Source organism: Streptomyces fulvoviolaceus (genome assembly GCF_000718165.1).
GTDB classification, from domain to species: Bacteria; Actinomycetota; Actinomycetes; order Streptomycetales; family Streptomycetaceae; genus Streptomyces; species Streptomyces fulvoviolaceus.
Map to the genome: position 1 here is coordinate 35,114 of NZ_JOEY01000031.1, position 17,443 is coordinate 52,556.

Consider the following 17,443-nt stretch of genomic DNA (forward strand, 5'->3'; position numbering starts at 1 on the left):
GTCAGTCACCTGCCTGGATGAGACCGCCCCGGCGCCGCATCAGGAACGCGGTGAACAGCATCGACAGGGCGAAGAGGACGAGGGCGACGACACACGCGGAGCCGTAGTCGAAGCGCTGGAAGCCGAGGTTGTAGACGAGCTGGGGGAGGGTGAGCGTGGACTTCTCCGGATAGCCGGGCTCGAACTGCGTGCCCGCGCCCTGGATCACACCCGAGGCGACCTTTCCGGCGATGAGTGGCTGTGTGTAGTACTGCATGGTCTGGATCACGCCCGTGACGACGGCGAACATCACGATGGGCGAGATGTTCGGCAGCGTGACGAACCGGAACCGCTGCCAGGCCGACGCCCCGTCCAACTCGGCGGCCTCGTACTGCTCTTTCGGCACGTCGAGCAGCGCGGCCATGAAGATGACCATCAGGTCGCCGATGCCCCACAGGGCGAGGAGGGTGAGGGCCGGCTTGGACCAGGTGGGGTCGTTGAACCAGCCGGGCGCCGGGATGCCGATCTTCTCCAGGATCGAGTTGACCGGGCCCGTACCGGGGTTCAACAGAAACGCGAAGGCCATGGTGGCCGCCACGGGCGGGGCGAGGTAGGGCAGGTAGAAGAGGGTGCGGAAGACACCCGTGCCCGTCTTGATCTTGGTGATCAGGAGGCCGATGCCGAGACCGAAGAGGACCCGGAGGGTGACCATGATGACGACCAGCCACAGGGTGTTGCGCAGGGCGGGCCAGAAGTAGGGGTAGTGCTCGAAGACGTACGTCCAGTTCTTCGTTCCGCTCCAGGTCGGCGGCTTGAAGCCGTCGTAGTGCATGAACGAGAAGTAGACCGTCGAGATCATCGGGTACGCGAAGAAGACCGCGAAGCCGATCAGCCAGGGCGACATGAAGGCGAGGTTCCGCAGTGCTTGTTTCCGCTGCTTCGCAGCGAGGCCAGACCGGCGGCGCTTCGACGCCAACGTGATGGTGCTCATCGTCACTTCGCCTGCGCGATGTCCGTGTCGATCTGCTTGGCCGTCTCCTGAAGGCCCTTCTGCAGGTCGGTGGCCTTGCCGCTCTCGTACTCGTAGCCGAAGTTCTGGAGCGTGGCGAGGTACACGCCGCCATTGATCGACGCGGGGGCCGAGGTCGAGTTCGGGTTCGAGGCGATCTCGAGGAACGTCTTGAAGCGCGGGTCGTACTTCAGCTTCGGGGACTTGAGGGCGGCGAGCGTGGACGGCACGTTGTGGATGGCGTTGGAGAAGGAGACGACCGCGTCGGTGTCCGTGGTCATGTACTTCACCAGCTCCCAGGCCGCGTTCTGCTTCGTGCTGGTGGCGGCGATGCCGGCGATGGTGCCGGTGATGTAGCCCTTCCCGTACTGGTCGGCCTGGTCGTCGGGGACGGGCAGCGGGGCGACGCCGATCTCGAAGTCGGTCTTGGCGTCCACGGCCATGCCCAGGCGCCACTCACCGTCGAGCTGCATGGCGACCTGGCCGGTCTGGAAGGGGTGCTTGGGGCCCCACTCGTCGCCGAGGGTGGCACGGAAGGTTTCCAGCTTCTTGTAGCCGCCGAGTTCGTCGACGAGCTTCTTCTGCAGGGTGAAGCCGGCGGTGACGGCCGGGTCCGTCGCGACGGTCGACTTGCCGTCCTTGTCGAAGTACGTCGGCGAGAACTGTCCGAGGTAGTGCTCGGTGGTGGACTCCCAGCCGTGGTAGTTCGGCATGAAGCCGAGCTGCTTGTACGAGCTGCCCTGAGTGATCGTCAACTTCTTGGCGTCGGCCTCGAATTCGGACCAGGTCTTGGGCGGGGTGGTGATGCCGGCCTTCTCGAACGCCGTCTTGTTGTAGTAGAGGCCGTACGCGTCGCCCAGCAGCGGCACGGAGCAGCGGTTGCCGTCGAACTGGGTGTACTCGTTCATCGCCTTCGGGAAGGTCGCCTCCGGGTCGATGCCCGACTTCTCGAAGAGGGGGTTGAGGTCGACGAGCGCGCCCGACGAGCAGAACTTGCCGACGCCGCTGGTGGTGAAGGACGAGATCACGTCGGGCGCCTTCGAACCGCCCGCGCGCAGCGCCTGGTTGATCTTGTCGTCGGTCATGTTGCCGACGACGTTGACGTGGATGTTGGGGTGCGCCTTCTCGAAGCCGGCGACCAGCGACTTGACGGCCTTCACCTCGGCGGGCGCGCTCCAGGCGTGCCAGAAGTTGATGGTCGTCTCTTTCGAGGCGTCGTCGTCGGCGCCGGAACTCGACTGGCCGGTACAGGCGGTGGTGAGGAGAGCGGCGGAGGCTATGAGGGCGAAAGCCGCGTTTCGGGCAGCTGTGGGCATGGCTGGATCTCCCTAGGGCAGGGCAGGGGGTGGTGAGGGGGCAGGGGCGAGGGGGGTGGGCTCAGCGCGAGGTGTCGAAGACCTCGTCGCGGGTGGCCGCGAGCGCGCTCTCCAACGCGCCGCGCAGCACGGGGTGTTCACGGACGTCGCCGACGACGAGCCGGGGCCGGGAGGCGGCCAGCTCTTCCAGTTCTGCCTGGACGAGGGCCCGCAGCGGCTCGCCGCCCGAGGCGAGCGAGGCGCCGCTGAGGACGACGAGTTCGGGGTCGAGGACGGAGACGAGGGAGGCGAGACCGGTGGCGAGGTGGGTCGCGTAGGTCTCCAGGAGGAGCCGGTGCGGGGCGGTGTCCTCGGAGGCGGCCCGCTCGACAAGGGCGGCGGCCACTTCGGCGTACGGCCCCGAGGGGATCCCCTGGATGCCGAGCTTGCGGGCGAGCTGCGGGATGGCCTGCGAGCCCGCCAGCTCCTGGAAGCCGCCACTGTTGGCTTTGGTCACCTGGCGGACCAGGGGCGCGCCCGGGACCGGCAGGAAACCCACCTCTCCCGCGCCGCCGGTCCAGCCGCGGTGCAGCCGTCCGCCGAGGACGAGGGCGGCACCGAGTCCGCCTTCGTTCCACAGCAGCACGAAGTCCTCGTGCCCCCGGGCCGCCCCGAGCCGCTGCTCGGCCACGGCGACGAGGTTGACGTCGTTCTCGTACTCCACCGGCATCGGCAGGGCGGCGGCGAGGTCGTCGAGGAGGGTCGGGGTGTGCCAGCCCGGGAGGTGGGAGGCGTAGCGCAGTCGGCCCGTGTTGGGGTCGAAGGCGCCGGGTGTGCCGAGGACGAGCCGGTGGACGTCGCCGCGGGCGAGCCCCGCGGCCTTCACCGCACCGTCGAGGGCGTCGGTGACCTGTTGGACGACGGGCTGGGTGGGCCGCCTTCCTGGGGTCGGGAGTTCGTACGTCCCCACCGTGCGGCCGGTGATGTCGGCGACGGCGGCGAGGATGCGCTCGGGGGTGACGTCGAGCCCCGCGGCGTACGCGGCGGCCGGATTCACCTCGTACAGCTGGGCGTTGGGGCCGGGCCGGCCTTCGCTGGTGCCGGTGGCGAGGACGAGTCCCGAGGCCTCCAGGCGGGCCAGCAGCTGCGAAGCGGTCGGCTTCGAGAGGCCGGTGAGCTTGCCGATCCGGGTGCGGGAGAGCGGCCCGTGCTCCAGGAGGAGGTCCAGGGCGGCCCGGTCGTTCATGGCGCGCAGAACGCGTGGGGTGCCTGCCATGTCTACCTCTCTCCCCGCACTGTTAGGAAGGTTTCCTATCGGATGCAGGGAACATAGGTCTGGACCACCGGGCCGTCAAGAGGGGACGAACAAAACGCCCCCGCAGGCAACAGAGTCGTTACCTGCGGGGGCGGCGGTAGGGGTCCGGCGTTACTTCACGTCGACGTAGTCGCCGGTCGCCGACTTCGCGGCGGTGGTGGACGTACCCGCGAAGACGTAGCGGTAGGAACCGTCCTTGGTGGCCTTGGTCGTCGTCTTGAGGGCGCCGCCGGTGCCGGAGGTGACCGTCTTGACGGTGCTGTAGGTGTCCGCGCCCTTGGCCTTGAACTGCAGCGTGACCGACTGCGAGGTGTAGCCGGAGTACGTGCCCGTCGCCCAGTTGGCCCGGGTCAGGGTGCCGGTGACCGTGATGGTCCTGCCCTTCTTCACCGGCTCGGGCGACGCGTTGACGGTGAGCTTGGCGGCACGCTGGATCCTGGCCGTGCCGAGGCCGCCCCACGCCTCGAAGCCGTAGTCGAAGCTGATGTGCTCGTCGGAGGCGTCGGTGTCCTGGTCGAGGTGGCAGTAGAAGCCGCCCGCCTTCCAGGTGCCGGCGTCCGCGGCCTCGTACAGGTAGTCCCGCGGGTCGATGTTCAGCGTCTCCGTGCACGCCTCGGTCACCGTGGTGTCCGTCGTCGCGGTCGTGGTGCAGCTGGGCGCGCTCTCGGGCTCGATCTCGTTCTCCATCGAGTCGAGCGTGCCGCGGTAGAGCATGACGCCCGCGAAGGTGTTCTCGTAGTCGATCGTCAGGTCGGCCGGCCGGGTCAGTGTGTACGTCACCGGAACCTTCACGGTGGCGGTGGTGCCGACGACGATGGCCTTGCCGCTGTTCACCGTGACGTCGGTGAAGACCAGGCCCGTCGACTCGGCCGCCGAGGCGGCGGGCGCGACCAGACCGGTCAGAGCCAGGGCACCGGACAGGGCGGTGCCTATGGCGAGCTTCCTCATGTGTTTCCCCACATTCGAAGCGGGCCCCTGGGCGTTGAGCTCCAGAACAAGGGCCCGCTGTGAAGGTGACCCTAGACGATCACAGACGTGCCCGGAATGCGATCATCGTGTGAAGACGATGAGAGTTTCGGCGCTGGTGGGCGGGGAGTTCGGGTGGGGGCGACGGTACGGCCGGCCTGGCTCGCGCTGCTGGTGTGCGTGGCGGTGGGGGCGTGTGACGCGGGCGGTGCGCGGGCGGAGGCGCGGACCGGGAAGTCGGCGTCCCCGAGCGCGTCTTCGTGTGCGGACGGGGTCATACGGTGGGGCAGGACGACGAAGGAGAGGGAGCTGATCGCGGTCTCCCCGGCCGTCCGGGTCCGCGAGACGGACGGCGAGGTCCTGTTCCCCCTCGTCACCGTGCGGACTTTCGCACCACGGGTCGACGTGAGTGACGGCAGTGTCCCTGCCCGGCGCGTCTTCGCGTCGTTCGCCGAGCGCCATGACTACGACACGTCGTTCGTCATGAAGACGAGCGAGAAGGCGCTGGCCGAGCAGGCGCCGAAGGGTGGCGTGGAAGTCGACCACGACGGAGCCGGCCGCTTCGTCTCCGCGCGGAGCGCCCGCGTCCTCCGCGCCGCCTTCACCGTCGACTGCCCCGGATCCGACGCCACCCCCGTCTACGGCAGCGTCACGGCGTACGGCGGCGGCAGCGGCGCCTCATTGCAGTGCGGCCGGGACCCCGTGAAGGAAGGCGGCGCGTCACTGGGGGAGACCTGGATCCAGGATGCCTACGACTTGGCCTGCGGGCGGAGCTGAGGGCGTCAACAGCCCTCCTCGTCCCGGCAGTTCACGGCCGAACCCGGCAGCCGGCCGATGCCTGCAACGCCTGCGCCGGCGCGAGCCCGCACGCCGTGACCGACCCGAACTCACGGGCGCACATCGCTGATGGCTCCGTCCTCCTTTGATCGCCGTCGCGGGCAGAATGGACGCGTGCCCCCATGCGACCAGACCCGTTTCCGGCTGCCCCGTGGTGCCCGCGCCGACGCCGTGCTGGCCGGCGGGGTGTTCGTGGTGGTGGCGCTCGGTGCCGAGGGGCAGCGGCTGAACCATGGCGGGGACTCGGTGCCCTCGCAGATCGCGTCCTGGCTGTTGATCACGGCGGTGTGCGGGGCGCTGCTGTTCCGGCGCCGGTATCCGGTGACGGCGGGCTGGTTCACGGTGCTGGCCACGGGCGCCTACTACCTGCTGAGCGATATCGACGGCCCGCTGATCATCGTTCCGATCGTGGCGTTGTACGCCCTCGCGGCCCAGGGCCGGATGCGGGCGGCCATCGGCATGGCCGCGGCCATGGTGATCGGTATGGCCGCGGGCACGCTCGCGGGCAGCAGTGATGTCAACGGCACAGCGGTGTTCATGCTCACCGGCTGGCTGGTCGCCGTCGTGGCCCTCGGCAGCGTGCGGCACAGCAGGGTGGCCTTCGCCGAGGAGGAGGCGCGGCTGCGGGCCACCGAGGAGCGACTGCGCATCGCCCGCGAGCTGCACGATGTGATCGGACACAACATTTCGATGATCAACGTGCAGGCGGGCGCGGCGCTGTACCGGCTGAAGAAGGACCCTGCCCAGGCCGAGGAGGCGCTCGGCGCGATCAAGGCGAGCAGCCGGGAGACCCTGCGGGAGCTCCGGGCCACCCTCGGCGTGCTCCGCCGCGTCGACGAGCAGGCGCCCACGGCACCCGCGCCGGGGCTGGCCCGGGCGGACGAGCTGGTGGCCTCCGCGAAGCTGGCGGGGCTGTCGGTGCGGATCGAGCGGACGGGGGCTGAACGCTCACTGTCCGCCCCGGTCGACCTGGCCGCGTACCGGATCGTGCAGGAGTCGCTGACCAACGCCGCCAGGCACAGCGGCGCCGGACAGGTCACGGTCCGACTCGCCTACGGGAAAGGGGAGTTGGCCCTGACCGTCGAGGACGACGGCCGGGGTGCGGCGGCCCGCCCGGCCGGGGCGGGTGGCGGCAGCGGGATCACCGGCATGACAGAGCGGGCGCGGGCCCTGGGCGGCGAGCTGACGGCGGGCCCGCGGCCGGAGGGCGGATTCGCGGTGCGGGCCCGGCTACCGTACGGGACCACTGGAGAGCCGACGGAGCGGAGTGACCGATGATCAGGGTCCTGCTGGCGGACGACCAGCGGCTCGTCCGGGCCGGGTTCCGGTCGATCCTGGAGGACCAGGACGACATCGAGGTGGTGGGAGAGGCCGCGGACGGACAGGCCGCGGTCTCCGCCTGCCGCGAGCTCGGGCCGGACGTGGTCCTGATGGACATCCGGATGCCGGGGATGGACGGTCTGGAAGCCTCCCGGGAGATCGCCGGGGATGAGCGGCTGGCGTCGGTCAAGGTGGTCATCCTGACGACCTTCGATCTGGACGACTACGTGTACGGGGCGCTGCGCGCCGGGGCGACGGGCTTTCTGGTGAAGGACACCGAGCCGGAGGAACTGCTGCAGGCGGTGCGGGTCGCCGCCCGGGGCGATGCCCTGATCAGTCCGTCGGTCACCCGGCGGCTCATCGCCGAGTTCGCGGGCCGGGTGAAGGGCCCGGAGCCCGATCCCCGGCTCGATGTCCTCACCGAACGGGAGCGTGAGGTCATGCAGTTGGTGGCCGCGGGGCTCACGAACGACGAGATCGCGGCGCGGCTGGTGCTGTCACCGTCGACGGCGAAGACCCATGTCAGCCGGATCCTGTCGAAGCTGGGGGCGCGGGACAGGTCGCAGGTCGTGGTGCTGGCGTACGAGTCCGGAATGGTCAGCCCCGGCTGGCTGGCGGAATAGGCCGGCCGGCGGGCGGACGGCGGACCATCGGCCGTATGCCCCGCAGTACCCCTGGGGTACGACGCGGCGGCGGCCTGCATCCGCTGGGGTACGCCCGGTGTCAGCCGCAGGCCGACGATTCGGCTCCCCTCACGCGTGCACGATCGAGGGCATGAACGCATCTCCCTTCAGCGGACGAGCCACGACCGCGTTCGTCGGCGCACTCGTCGGGGCTGCCGCCGGAATTCTGCTGGTCACGACCGCCGGGGCCGTGGCCTTGGAGGTCGGCGGCGTGTTCGCCGCCCTGGCGATCGTCGTACCCACGCTGTGCGGCGCTGTGGTGGGCGCGGTTCTCAGGCCAGGCCACTCACGCTCGAATCCGAGGTAGTCACCCATGTCTTCAACTCGCGGCGCAGCCGCGTCCATTGCCCCGCCCGCACCGGGCCGGCCGGACCAGCCGCGCGGCGGCCGATTCGGTTCCCTGGCCGGCTGGGCGCAGCGTCACCGCTGGGCCGCCCTGCTGATCTGGGTCGCCGTCCTGGCCGCCGTCACGCTGGGTTCCGGGGCCGCGGGCTCCGCGTACAAGAACAACTTCGCCCTGCCGGGCACCGACTCCCAGGCCGCCACCGACCTGTTCACGAAGCACGGTTCCGCCCAGGCCGGCGACAGCGTCGACATCGTGCTCAAGGACAGCCGAGGCATCGACGGGGCCGGCCGCAAGGCCGCCGTCGAGAAGATGCTGGCCGAGGTGAAGGGACTGCCGGGCGTCGCCGATGTACGCAGCCCGTACACCGACACCTCCGCCGTGTCCGAGGACGGCACGATCGGCTACGCCACCGTCACTCTCGACGGCAAGGCCGAGGCCGTGCCCAAGGAGGACGTCACCGCGATCATCGACACTGCCAAGAGTGCAGAGACGGACGGGCTGCAGATCGAGCTCGGCGGCGATGCGGTGCGCGGCGCCGAGGAGAAGGGAAGCCCGACCGCGGAACTCGCCGGCATTCTGGCCGCCGTGGTCATCCTCGGGCTGCTCTTCGGCTCCGTGGTGGCGGCCGCCGTGCCGCTGATCACTGCCCTCTTCGCGGTCGGCGCCGCCACCGGCCTGATCGTGCTCGCCTCGCACGTGTTCACCGTCGCCGATTTCACACCGCCCATCACGATGCTTGTCGGACTCGGCGTCGGTGTCGACTACGCCCTGCTGATCTTCTACCGCTACCGGCACGAACTCACCGACGGCGCCGACCCGGCCGAAGCCGGCCGCAGGGCCCTGGACGCCGCCGGCCGTACGGTCTTCTTCGCCGGCTGCACCGTGATCATCGCCCTGCTGGGCCTGGTCGCGCTCGGCCTCGGCTCCCTGCAGGGCGTGGCCCTCGCCCTGGCACTGACCGTGCTGACCACCATGGCCGCCTCGCTGGTCCTGCTGCCCGCACTCCTGGCGCTCTTCGGCAAGCGCATCCAGCGCCACGTACTGCGGCACGCGGCCAAGGCCACGGCCAAGGGCAAGGTCGAAGGCCGCCGCTGGCGGGCCCTGGCCGCAGCCGTGCAGCGCCGTCCGCTGCCTTCGCTGCTGGTCGCCGTCCTCGCCCTGCTGGCCCTGTCCGCACCGGCGTTGGGCATGCGCCTCGGCTTCGCCGACGCGGGCAACGATCCGAGGACCACGACCTCCAGGCAGGCGTACGACCTGCTCGCCGAGGGCTTCGGCCCGGGCTTCAACGGTCCGCTGATCGTCTTGGTGCAGGGCGACGAGGCCGCCGGCCAGGGCGTCCGGTCCGAGCTGGCCGAAGCCGAGGGCGTGGCCATGGTCAGCCCCGCGATGCCCTCCGGGGACGGCACCCTGTCCACCGTGATCGTCTACCCGAAGACGGCGCCGCAGGACGAGGGAACCACCGATCTCGTGCACCACCTGCGCGATGAGGTGGCCCCGGGACTGGAGCGCGACACCGGTGCCGAGATCCTGGTCGGCGGGTCCACCGCCGCCTCCCAGGACTTCGCGGACACGGTCTCGCAGCGGCTCCCGCTGTTCGTCGCCGTCGTCGTCGGGATGTCGTCGCTGCTGCTGATGCTGGTCTTCCGGTCGGTGTGGATCCCCGTCAAGGCAGCCCTGCTGAACCTGCTCTCGATCTCCGCCGCGCTCGGCGCCATGACCCTGGTGTTCCAGTACGGCTGGTTCGGGGTGCAGCAGGGGCCGATCGAAGCCTTCCTCCCCGTGCTGATCTTCGCCATCGTGTTCGGACTGTCCATGGACTACGAGGTGTTCCTGGTCTCACGGATCCACGAGGAGTGGGAGCGTACGAAGGACCACTCCCTCGCCGTGCGGGAAGGACTGGCCACCACCGGCAAGGTGATCACGGCGGCCGGGGCCATCATGATCGTGGTGTTCGGCGCCTTCATGCTGAGCCCCGACCGGATGCTCCAGCAGTTCGGGCTGGGCCTCGCCGTGGCGATCCTGGTGGACGCGCTGGTCATCCGCTGCCTGATCGTCCCTGCCGCCATGCAGCTGCTCGGCAAATGGGCCTGGTGGCTGCCCGGCCCCCTCGCCCGGCGACTGCCCAAGGTGGCGCTCGAACGCCCCGCGAACAGCTGACAACCGAACGGCCGCAGTCGACCAACTCGCCGGATGGGAAAGGTACGGAACGCTCTGACGGCCTGCTTGGTGGAACTCGAGCTCGAGTGGGAGCGCGGTGCGGGCGACGCGCTGCGCTTCCCTGCCGTCCGCCGGAGCGTGGCGGACGCTCTCGCCTCCCGTGTCTTCCGCGTCCCGGGCGGCATCACCATCGTGTGCGTGGGCGAGCGGGTCGGACAAGTCCTGGACGAGGCAGGCGTGAGGGGCATCACCTACGTGGCGGTGGACTGGGCCGACGGCTGAGAACGGAGCTGCCCCCCTCAGCCGTCGTACGCCCTACTTCACTGTCCCCGGCGGAGTGAGCGGCGTGGCCGCCTGGGCCTGAGGCGACGCCGAGTTGGAGTACACCGACGGTGCCGCCACCCCCGCCGTCGGGTCCGCGTCCGGGTCCTCCTCGGCCACGGCTGCCACGCCGCCGACGATGCGGATGTCGGCCGCGTCGAAGGCGTGCTTGATGCGCCAGCGGAGTTCGCGTTCGACGGTGAGGGCCTTGCCGGGCATCGTCTTGGCCGACACCCGCACCACCATCGAGTCCAGGAGCACGCTGTCCAGGCCGAGTACCTCGATCGGGCCCCAGAGGAGCTCGTTCCAGGGCTCTTCCTTGCTCATGCGCTCGGCGACCTCGCTGAGGGTGCGCTTCACCTTGTCGAGGTCCTCGCCGGAGCGGACGGTGACGTCGACGCCGGCCGTCGCCCAGCCCTGGGAGAGGTTGCCGATGCGCTTGACCTCGCCGTTGCGGACGTACCAGATCTCGCCGTTGTCGCCGCGGAGCTTGGTCACGCGCAGGCCCACCTCGATGACCTCGCCGGAGGCCACGCCCGCGTCGATCGTGTCGCCGACGCCGTACTGGTCCTCGAGGATCATGAAGACGCCGGAGAGGAAGTCCGTGACGAGGTTGCGGGCGCCGAAACCGATCGCCACGCCCGCGACACCGGCGGAGGCGAGCAGCGGGGCCAGGTTGATCTCGAAGGTGCCGAGGATCATCAGGGCCGCGGTGCCCACGATGATGAAGCTCGCCACCGAGCGCAGCACCGAGCCGATCGCCTGGGAGCGCTGACGGCGGCGCTCGACATTGACCAGCAGGCCGCCGATCGCGGTGCCGTCGACCGCCTGGACCGTGCGGTTCATGCGGTCTATCAGCTTGGTGATGGACCGCCGCACCACGAATCTGAGCACCGCCGCGATCACCAGGATCAGCAGGACCCTCAGTCCGATCGCGAGCCAGGTGGACCAGTTCTGCTCGACCCAGCTGGCGGCGTTCGTCGCGCTCTCCTGGGCGTCCTGGAGCGACGGGACGGCCGGGGTCGACGTGTCCGAGGGGGACGGCGACGGCGACGCCGACGAGGCGGCCAGTAGGACGGCGGGCAAGGACACGGCAGGTACCTCCAGGTGCTGCGTCTGCCTCCCGGTACGGCGGTCAAAGGTCGCGAGGTCACGGAAAGGTCACCGGGCGGCAGACCCACCACACTAACGGTGCATCGTGTGTGGATCGTTGCAATGTTCGGGGGAGAGACCGCGCTCACCTGGGGATGAAGAAAGGTGTGGTCGAAAACACTCCCAGCCCGTTACCAGCACATGGTGGCGCTTCCACCAGGCATGAGGAGAGACTGACTACGAATCGTCCCGGCGCGAGCCACGCGCCGCCGGCGTACAAGGAGGCCATCCGTGCCGCATGTCCTGGTCCTCAACGCGTCGTACGAGCCACTCGGCGTCGTACCGCTCCGCCGCGCGCTCGTCCTCGTCCTGGAGAACAAAGCGGTCTCCCTGGAGGAATCCGGCGCCTTCATGCACAGCGCAACCGTCACAGTCCCCGCACCCAGCGTGGTCCGGCTCAAGCGATTCGTCCGGGTTCCCTATCGGGGGCCCGTTCCTCTGACCCGTAGGGCGCTCTTCGCGCGCGACGGGGGCCGGTGCATGTACTGCGGTGGCGTCGCAACCAGCGTCGACCACGTCATCCCGCGCAGCCGCGGGGGCAAACACGTCTGGGACAACGTGGTGGCGTCCTGCCGCCGCTGCAACCACGTGAAGGCCGACCGACACCTGTTCGAAATCGGATGGCGGCTGCGCCATAAACCCGCTCCGCCCTCCGGCCTGGCCTGGCGCATCATCGGGACCGGGCACAGGGATCCGCGCTGGTTGCCGTACTTGCAACCGTACGGCGCGGAAGACGCGATGGCCCGGATCGACGGCATCTCTGCCTGACGACGATCCGGGCTTTTGTGTTCCCGCACAGTGCCCACATGCGGCTTGTCCGGCCCCGGAGGCCCCCCGTGTCTCCGGGGCCGGACGGTCATGTGGTCATACGGCGGTCATGCGGGGGTGCTCACGCGTACCGCAGCTCCGCCGGGCGGACCGAGCGGCGCAGCAGGGGGAGTGAGGTCGCGGCGGCCAGCAGGCAGGCGGCGTAGACCGCCACCGGCACCAGCAGGGCCACGTACGGCACGTCCGGGGTGGTGTACTCCGTGGTGACCGAGGCGTACCAGGCGCCGATCGCCATGCCGCCGGTACCCGCCAGCACGACCGCCGGGAGCAGCGGCAGCGCCGTCTCCAGGAGCAGCGCCCGGCTCAGCACCGTGTGGGGCACCCCGGCGGCGGTCTGCGCGGCCAGGCCCCGGCGCCGGGTGGCCAGGGCTTCGGCGGTGCCGACGGCGAGGCCGGACAGGATGATCGCGAGGGCGACGAGGATCGCGGCAGCCGTCAGGTCGAGTCCGGTCGTGTAGTAGGTCAGGTCCATGCCGAGCGAGCCCGCGCGGCGCATGCCGTGCAGATCGGCGAGCAGCACCTGCCGTACCCCCACGAAGCCCGTGCCCACGACCGTCACCAGCAGAACGGCCGCGTTCGTGCGAGCCGCCGCCCACGGGTCCTCGCGCAGCCGTTCCGCCGCGATCAGCGTCGCCGCCGTCCGCGCCCGGCGCGCGAACCACAGGCCCATCAGCTGGGCCGTGCCCCCTGCGAGCCACACCGCGCCCGCTCCGACCGCGAGGATCCCACCGGCCACGACCAGCGGCACCGACCCGTACAGGCCGCCGCTGAACGGCAGACCGTTGGAGATGCCGGCCACGGCGGCCAGCGCCACCACCGACAAGAGCAGCGCCCCTCCCAGGAACAGCAGCCCGGGCACCCGCCCCGACTGCGGACGTACCCGGCGCGTCCGGCCGAGCGGCGAGGCCACCACCCGGCGCAGCGCCAGCGCGCTCGCCGTCGCCCCCAGTACCGGTACGCCCACGGTGACCAGCACCATGCCGGTCCAGGCAGCGGCGGCAGGGTGTTCCCACAGGTTCAGCAGGACCGGGACGGCCACGGCGGTGGCGAGCACCGAGCCCAGCAGACAGGCCAGCCCCGTCTCCAGCGCCGCGATCCGACGCACCTGCCAGGCCGTCGCCCCGGCCAGCCGCAGCCCGGCCAGCCGCCGGTCGCGGTGCACGGCGCCGATCCGGGCGCACTGGCCGAGGAAGCCGAGGACCGGGACCAGCAGGAGCAGCAGGATGACGATCACTCCGGAGCGCGTGCCGGGCTCGTCCAGCAGACCGGCGCCGACGGACACCTGGTACTGGCCATGGACGGCGGCCAGCGCCACGGCCGCCAGCGCGAACCCGGTCGCGAGCGCCGCGCCCGCCGCCGTGAGCCCGACCCGCCACCACTCACGCCGGTTCGACCCGCGGGTGAGCAGCCAGGCCATCCGGAGGTCGGCCCTCATGCCGTCACCCCCAGCGGCGCCACGGTCCCGTCGGTGAGCCGCAGCTCGCGGTCCGCGTACGCCGCCACCTGGGCGTCGTGCGTGATCAGCAGGACCGCCGTACCGGACTCGCGGGCCGTGTGGACCAGGGCCGTCATCACCTGCTCGCTCGCCAGGGAGTCCAGCGCGCCCGTCGGCTCGTCCGCGAAGACGACCTTCGGGCCGGTGATCAGGGCGCGGGCCAGCGAGGTCCGCTGGGCCTGGCCGCCGCTCATCTCGCCGGGCCTGAGGTCCGCCTGCCCGCGCACCCCGAACCGCTCCAGCCACTCGCCGGCCTTCGCGTGGGCGTCCCTCCGGGAGGTGCCCGCGAGCAGCAGCGGCAGCGCCACGTTGTCGAGCGCGGTCAGCTCGGGGATCAGCTGCCCGAACTGGAAGACCACGCCGAACTCGCTGCGGCGCAGCTCGCTCAGCCGCTTCTCGGGGAGCGTGTCGAGGCGCTCACCGCCGTAGGTCACCGAGCCGGCATCCGGGCGGACGATCCCGGCCAGGCAGTGCAGCAGCGTCGACTTCCCGCTGCCGCTGGCACCGGTGACGGCGAGGATCTCGCCGGCGCGGAGTTCGACCGAGGCGCCGCGCAGGGCCTCGGTCCTGCCGTGGGCCTTGACGAGGTCACGGGCCGCGAGCAGCGGCACTGTGCTGGTCACGGCTTCCCCCTTGTTGCTCATGTCGCGTCGACCTCCGCGGTCAGAGTGGTGAGCCGGGCCGCCGTCGTGGTCATCCAACGGAGGTCGGCGTCGAGGTGGTTGAGGGCGAAGTCCGCCGACAGGACGGTCGCGAGGTCGGCTCCCTTGGCGGTCTTGACCGCCGTGAGCTCCCTCATGCGCTCCATGTGGGCGGCCCGCTGGGCCCGGAGGTAGGCGTCCGGATCGCCGTCGGCCAGGATCGAGACGACGACCTTGGCGAAGATCTCGTTCGTCACGAAGGGCGCGGGAGGAGCGATCTCCCTTGCCCACGCGGCCAGTTCACGTGCCCCCTCGTCCGTCGAGCGGTACGTCGTCCGTTCCGGGCCGCCGTCCGAGTCGGTGCCCTCGATCTGCGCGAGGCCGTCCCGGACCAGTCGTTGCAGGGTCGTGTAGACCTGCCCGTAGGCCAGCGGACGGGCCTGCGGGAAGCGTTCGTCGTGGCGTCGCTTGAGGTCGTAGCCATGGCTCGGCCCTCCGGCGAGCAGCCCCAGCAGGATGTGGCGGGTGCTCATGGAATCAGTATGCACTGAGTACATGTACTGAGTGAATAGTGATCGGCGAGAAATCGGTGAGGTGTCGGCGAGGGCAAGGGTGTCCGAGGGCGAAGTGGCGGCCGGTGCCGCCGGAACGGAACATGACGAAAAGCACGTTCTCCCTTCCCGTACGTCTGCCACCGCGCCCACTGGGTAGGGCTGCGATAACCCGCACATCGCCGTCCACGACAAGGAGACCCCCGTGGCCGCATCGGCACACCTTCTGCTCTCGGCCCTCTCCAAACCCGAGGCGCCCGCTGAACCCGGGACCGCCGAACCCGGAACGCACTTCTGCGTCTTCAGCTCCGAGGGCGCCTGCTCCGAGGCCCCGCTCACCAGCGAGCCGCCCCTGCCCGACGCCGAGCCCCTCACCAGCGAGCCCCCGCTCGCCGACGCCGCCCCGCTGACCAGCGAGTCCGACGCCCACCTGGAGCCGTAGATGGCGGCGCCTCTCGGAGAGGACTTGCGCCGGCTCGCCGAGTCGTACGGCGTCGCCACCTCCTACAGCCCTTCCCCGGACCGTACGGTCGCGGCCTCCGCCACCGCCGTCACGCTGGCCCTGGCCGCCCTCGGCGTCGACGCGAGCGCCCCGGAAGCCGCGCTGGCCGCCCGTGAGCGCGAGCTGCGCGAGCGGCTGCTGCCGCCGACGGTGGTGTGCTGGAGCGGCAGCCCGCCCGCCTTCGCCGGCTCCCTGCCCGAGGGCACGCGCCTGCGCATCACCACCGAACAGGGCGAGACCCGCGCCGCCGCCGACCAACTCCCGCCCGGCGTCCACCGGTTGACGGCCACCGCACCCGACGGCCGCACCGCCGAGGCCCACTTGATCGTCGCCCCGCCCCGGCTGCCCACGCCGCCCGGACGCTCGTACGGACTCCTCGTCCAGCTCTACTCCCTGCTCTCGCAGCGCTCCTGGGGCATGGGCGACCTCGGTGACCTCGCCGAACTGGCCTCCTGGGCCGGCCGCGCCCTCGGCGCCGGCTTCGTCCAGGTCAACCCGCTGCACGCGGCCGTACCCGGCGCCCCCACCGACCCCTCGCCCTACCGGCCGTCCTCGCGCCGCTTCCCCGACCCGGTCCATCTGCGGGTCGAGGACATCCCCGAGTACGCCCATGTCGCGGACCGCGAGCGGGTGCGCGCGGTGCTGGAGCGGGCCGACGGGCTGCGCGCATCGGTGCTGGAGAAGGGCGGGTTGATCGACCGGGACGCCGTGTGGGAGCTCAAGCGCGAAGCCCTGGAACTCGTACGGGAGGTGCCCCTCGGGCCGGGCCGGCGCGCCGCCTACGTCGACTACCTCGCCGAGGAGGGCGAGGCCCTGGAGGACCACGCCACCTGGTGCGCGCTCGCCGAGGTGCACGGCTCCGACTGGTACCGGTGGCCGGCCGGTCTGCGTGACCCACGATCACCCGAAACCGCCCGGGCCCGCGGGGAGTTGATGGACCGCGTCGACTTCTGGACCCGCCTCGCCTGGCTCACCGACACCCAGCTCACCGCCGCCCAGCGCGCGGCGCGCGAGGCAGGGATGCCGGTGGGCGTCGTCCACGACCTGGCGGTCGGCGTGCACCCAGGGGGCGCCGACGCCTGGGCCCAACAGGCCTACTTCGCCGCCGGGATGTCGGTGGGCGCCCCGCCGGACGCCTTCAACGCACGCGGGCAGGACTGGGGTCTGCCGCCGTGGCGGCCGGACCGGCTGGCCGAGTCGGGCTACGCGCCGTACCGACAGCTGCTGAAAGCCCTCTTCCGGTACGCCGGCGCCCTGCGCATCGACCACGTCATGGGCCTGTTCCGCCTGTGGTGGGTCCCGCAGGGACACCCGCCCACCGAAGGCACCTACGTCCGCTACGACGCCGAGGCCATGCTCGCCGTCCTCGTGCTGGAGGCCTCGCGGGCCGGGGCGGTGGTGATCGGCGAGGACCTGGGCACCGTCGAACCCGGCGTACGCGAGACGCTGCGCGAGCGCGGGGTGCTCGGCACGTCGGTCCTGTGGTTCGAACGGGACTGGGAGGGCGACGGCCGCCCCCTGCCCCCCGACCGCTGGCGCGCCGACTGCCTGGCCACCGCCACCACCCACGACCTCCCGCCCACCGCCGCCCGTCTCACCGGCGAACACGTCGAACTCCGCGACAGCCTCGGCCTGTTGACCCGCCCCCTGGAGGAGGAACGGGCGGAGGCGTCGGCGGACACGGGGGAGTGGCTGGAGCTGCTCGCCCGGCTCGGCCTTCTGCAGGGCACCGGCGGCGGCATCAACATGCCCTCGGAGGAGGCCGAGATCCAGGCCGTCCACCGCTTCCTGCAGCACACACCCGCCCGGATGACCGGCATCTGGCTCCCGGACACCGTCGGCGACCGCCGCCCGCAGAACCTGCCGGGGACGTGGGACCAGTACCCGAACTGGCGGCTGCCGATCGCCGACGCGGAGGGGCGACCGGTGACGCTGGAGGAGCTGGCGGCGTCGCCCCGGCTGCACGCGCTGGTGGAGGTGCTGCGGGCGGGATAGGCCGTGCGGGTCGTGCCTTCCGGGCCCTCGGGCGCCTCATACGGCACCCCG

17 protein-coding genes are annotated in these 17,443 nt (G+C 71.1%); 9 read left to right on the forward strand and 8 right to left on the reverse strand.

Features of this window, described 5'->3' with window-relative positions:
- Nucleotide 1: 1 nt before the first annotated feature.
- From IG08_RS0130855 to IG08_RS0130870, 4 genes are all read right to left on the reverse strand, one after another.
- Entirely contained in the window at nt 2-970 is a 969-nt protein-coding gene (locus IG08_RS0130855) for a carbohydrate ABC transporter permease (protein ID WP_030609747.1), read from the reverse strand.
- A 2-nt stretch (nt 971-972) separates the two neighbouring features.
- On the reverse strand, nt 973-2,304 hold the full coding sequence (locus IG08_RS0130860; RefSeq protein WP_030609750.1) for an ABC transporter substrate-binding protein: 1,332 nt from the start codon (nt 2,302-2,304) through the stop codon (nt 973-975).
- A 61-nt stretch (nt 2,305-2,365) separates the two neighbouring features.
- On the reverse strand, nt 2,366-3,559 hold the full coding sequence (locus IG08_RS0130865; protein ID WP_030609753.1) for an ROK family transcriptional regulator: 1,194 nt from the start codon (nt 3,557-3,559) through the stop codon (nt 2,366-2,368).
- Nucleotides 3,560-3,709: 150 nt separating this feature from the next.
- Nucleotides 3,710-4,546 carry a hypothetical protein gene (locus IG08_RS0130870; protein ID WP_030609755.1) on the reverse strand — a complete coding sequence of 279 codons (837 nt, stop codon included), beginning with the start codon at nt 4,544-4,546 and terminating at the stop codon, nt 3,710-3,712.
- Nucleotides 4,547-4,699: 153 nt separating this feature from the next.
- Here IG08_RS0130870 and IG08_RS0130875 point away from each other — a divergent pair, with 153 nt between their 5' ends.
- From IG08_RS0130875 to IG08_RS0130900, 6 genes are all read left to right on the forward strand, one after another.
- Nucleotides 4,700-5,341 carry a hypothetical protein gene (locus tag IG08_RS0130875; RefSeq protein ID WP_030609758.1) on the forward strand — a complete coding sequence of 214 codons (642 nt, stop codon included), beginning with the start codon at nt 4,700-4,702 and terminating at the stop codon, nt 5,339-5,341.
- A 174-nt stretch (nt 5,342-5,515) separates the two neighbouring features.
- A complete protein-coding gene (locus tag IG08_RS0130880; protein WP_030609761.1) occupies nt 5,516-6,679 on the forward strand; it encodes a sensor histidine kinase in 1,164 nt (387 codons plus the stop codon).
- Entirely contained in the window at nt 6,676-7,344 is a 669-nt protein-coding gene (locus tag IG08_RS0130885) for a response regulator (protein WP_030609764.1), read from the forward strand. The genes IG08_RS0130880 and IG08_RS0130885 overlap by 4 nt, the downstream gene beginning before the upstream one ends.
- 151 nt (nt 7,345-7,495) lie before the next feature.
- On the forward strand, nt 7,496-7,711 hold the full coding sequence (locus tag IG08_RS0130890; RefSeq protein WP_030609767.1) for a hypothetical protein: 216 nt from the start codon (nt 7,496-7,498) through the stop codon (nt 7,709-7,711).
- Between the two features lie 6 nt (nt 7,712-7,717).
- The gene (locus IG08_RS0130895) at nt 7,718-9,907 is read left to right on the forward strand and encodes an MMPL family transporter (protein WP_030609770.1); all 2,190 of its coding nucleotides are present in this window, start codon (nt 7,718-7,720) and stop codon (nt 9,905-9,907) included.
- A gap of 69 nt (nt 9,908-9,976) precedes the next feature.
- On the forward strand, nt 9,977-10,189 hold the full coding sequence (locus IG08_RS0130900) for a hypothetical protein (protein WP_158812299.1): 213 nt from the start codon (nt 9,977-9,979) through the stop codon (nt 10,187-10,189).
- A 33-nt stretch (nt 10,190-10,222) separates the two neighbouring features.
- Here the strand turns inward: IG08_RS0130900 and IG08_RS0130905 are convergent, their stop codons facing one another.
- On the reverse strand, nt 10,223-11,320 hold the full coding sequence (locus IG08_RS0130905) for a mechanosensitive ion channel family protein (RefSeq protein WP_030609774.1): 1,098 nt from the start codon (nt 11,318-11,320) through the stop codon (nt 10,223-10,225).
- Between the two features lie 291 nt (nt 11,321-11,611).
- Here IG08_RS0130905 and IG08_RS0130910 point away from each other — a divergent pair, with 291 nt between their 5' ends.
- Nucleotides 11,612-12,148, forward strand: coding sequence for an HNH endonuclease (locus tag IG08_RS0130910; protein ID WP_030609777.1), 537 nt, complete (start codon nt 11,612-11,614; stop codon nt 12,146-12,148).
- Between the two features lie 121 nt (nt 12,149-12,269).
- Here IG08_RS0130910 and IG08_RS0130915 read toward each other — a convergent pair whose 3' ends face one another.
- The 3 genes from IG08_RS0130915 to IG08_RS0130925 are packed head-to-tail and all read right to left on the reverse strand — an operon-like array spanning nt 12,270 to nt 14,877.
- A complete protein-coding gene (locus IG08_RS0130915; protein ID WP_030609780.1) occupies nt 12,270-13,643 on the reverse strand; it encodes an ABC transporter permease family protein in 1,374 nt (457 codons plus the stop codon).
- Nucleotides 13,640-14,347: an ABC transporter ATP-binding protein gene (locus IG08_RS0130920; RefSeq protein ID WP_030609783.1), complete on the reverse strand. Its 708-nt coding sequence runs from the start codon at nt 14,345-14,347 to the stop codon at nt 13,640-13,642. Before IG08_RS0130920 ends, IG08_RS0130915 begins: the two co-directional genes overlap by 4 nt.
- Nucleotides 14,344-14,877 (reverse strand): PadR family transcriptional regulator, encoded by a 534-nt coding sequence (locus IG08_RS0130925; protein ID WP_030609786.1) that lies wholly within the window; start codon nt 14,875-14,877, stop codon nt 14,344-14,346. Before IG08_RS0130925 ends, IG08_RS0130920 begins: the two co-directional genes overlap by 4 nt.
- Before the next feature lie 223 nt (nt 14,878-15,100).
- On the opposite strand from IG08_RS0130925, the gene IG08_RS0130930 reads away from it, so the two are divergent.
- Together IG08_RS0130930 and malQ are read left to right on the forward strand one after the other, a co-directional pair.
- Nucleotides 15,101-15,337, forward strand: coding sequence for a hypothetical protein (locus IG08_RS0130930; RefSeq protein WP_030609789.1), 237 nt, complete (start codon nt 15,101-15,103; stop codon nt 15,335-15,337).
- A complete protein-coding gene (gene malQ, locus IG08_RS0130935; RefSeq protein WP_030609792.1) occupies nt 15,338-17,392 on the forward strand; it encodes a 4-alpha-glucanotransferase in 2,055 nt (684 codons plus the stop codon).
- Nucleotides 17,393-17,443: the final 51 nt, after the last annotated feature.

Excerpts from the sequence above, each read along its gene's own strand:
- IG08_RS0130855 (WP_030609747.1), bottom strand. The coding sequence starts at position 970 with ATGAGCACCATCACGTTGGCGTCGAAGCGCCGCCGGTCTGGCCTCGCT.
- IG08_RS0130860 (WP_030609750.1), bottom strand. The coding sequence starts at position 2,304 with ATGCCCACAGCTGCCCGAAACGCGGCTTTCGCCCTCATAGCCTCCGCC.
- IG08_RS0130865 (WP_030609753.1), bottom strand. The coding sequence starts at position 3,559 with ATGGCAGGCACCCCACGCGTTCTGCGCGCCATGAACGACCGGGCCGCC.
- IG08_RS0130870 (WP_030609755.1), bottom strand. The coding sequence starts at position 4,546 with ATGAGGAAGCTCGCCATAGGCACCGCCCTGTCCGGTGCCCTGGCTCTG.
- IG08_RS0130885 (WP_030609764.1), top strand. The coding sequence starts at position 6,676 with ATGATCAGGGTCCTGCTGGCGGACGACCAGCGGCTCGTCCGGGCCGGG.
- IG08_RS0130890 (WP_030609767.1), top strand. The coding sequence starts at position 7,496 with ATGAACGCATCTCCCTTCAGCGGACGAGCCACGACCGCGTTCGTCGGC.
- IG08_RS0130895 (WP_030609770.1), top strand. The coding sequence starts at position 7,718 with ATGTCTTCAACTCGCGGCGCAGCCGCGTCCATTGCCCCGCCCGCACCG.
- IG08_RS0130915 (WP_030609780.1), bottom strand. The coding sequence starts at position 13,643 with ATGAGGGCCGACCTCCGGATGGCCTGGCTGCTCACCCGCGGGTCGAAC.
- IG08_RS0130920 (WP_030609783.1), bottom strand. The coding sequence starts at position 14,347 with ATGAGCAACAAGGGGGAAGCCGTGACCAGCACAGTGCCGCTGCTCGCG.
- IG08_RS0130925 (WP_030609786.1), bottom strand. The coding sequence starts at position 14,877 with ATGAGCACCCGCCACATCCTGCTGGGGCTGCTCGCCGGAGGGCCGAGC.
- malQ (WP_030609792.1), top strand. The coding sequence starts at position 15,338 with ATGGCGGCGCCTCTCGGAGAGGACTTGCGCCGGCTCGCCGAGTCGTAC.